This is a genomic window from Streptomyces sp. NPDC055140 (genome assembly GCF_053607285.1).
The window spans coordinates 1-982 of the sequence record NZ_JBSGTG010000147.1; the positions used below are offsets into that span (position 1 = coordinate 1).

General features: G+C 69.3%; 1 protein-coding gene. It reads right to left on the reverse strand.

The window, feature by feature from the left end; all coding sequences use genetic code 11:
- A partial coding sequence (locus tag ACWFR4_RS48400) for a M23 family metallopeptidase (RefSeq protein ID WP_453658329.1) occupies window positions 1-848 on the reverse strand: 848 nt, incomplete at its 3' end.
- Window positions 849-982 lie beyond the last annotated feature (134 nt).

The window sequence follows — 982 nt, forward strand, 5'->3', positions numbered from 1 at the left end:
CCGGCTTCGACGACGGTGCCGGTGCCGACGGCCTGGACGCGGGTGCCGGTGGCGACGGGGAAGTCGATGCCGGTGTGGCTGCCGGAGGACCACATGCCGCCGCCGGCCTTGTAGGGGGTGGTGACGCGGGAGTTCTCCACGGGCAGGGCCCACCCGCCCTTGCCTTTGGCGTCGGTGGAGTTGGCGGCGTTCTCGACGGCGTCGCACCCGGAGGTGGTGGAGAGTACGGCCTTCTTGCCCCAGCTTTTGACCACGAGCTCACCGGCGGTCTTCTCCCACTTCGCGTACGCGTCGGGGAAGCCGGAGCGCTGGACGTTCTGGGCGGCCTGGGTGAGCGGCTTGGTCTGCCATTTGCCGACGTTGGCGAGGCGCTTGAAGAAGGCGTTGCTCGCGTGGATCGGGTCGGTGACCTGCGCGACGGTGCCCCAGCCCTGTGAGGGGCGCTGCTGGAAGAGGCCCTGGGAGTCGCGGTCTCCGTGCTGGATGTTCTTGAGCATCGACTCCTGGATCGCGGTGGCGACGCCGATGACCGCTGCGCGGGGCGGGAGGCCGCGGCTGCGCGCGACGTTGGTGATGACGCTCGCGTTGCGCTTCTGCTCCTGCGTCCAGTTGACGCTCTGCTGCTTGCCCTGAGGGTTCAGGGGCACCGTGACCTGGCCCCCGGCCTCTGCGGCCGGGATTTCCTGTTCCTTGCTGGCCACTTGCATGGCGGAGTTGCCGGGCGTGCAGGAGTCCTCCCACTCTGGCCCGTCGTCCGACCCGCCAGCGCCCAGCATCAGCGGGAGGCAGAGCGTTCCAGCGCACATCGCCGCGATCCCACCCCCGGCGATGCGTATGGCTGTGCTCATGTCTCGGTCCCCAGTCGTCGATGCGCATCCCGCCACGAGGGACGGAGACCGCAATTCCCGTGCCATGGGGTGAGCCCGTTTAGGCGGGCTTCCCAGGGCTGCGAATGCGCCACTACGTAGCCCCGCATTGCGTG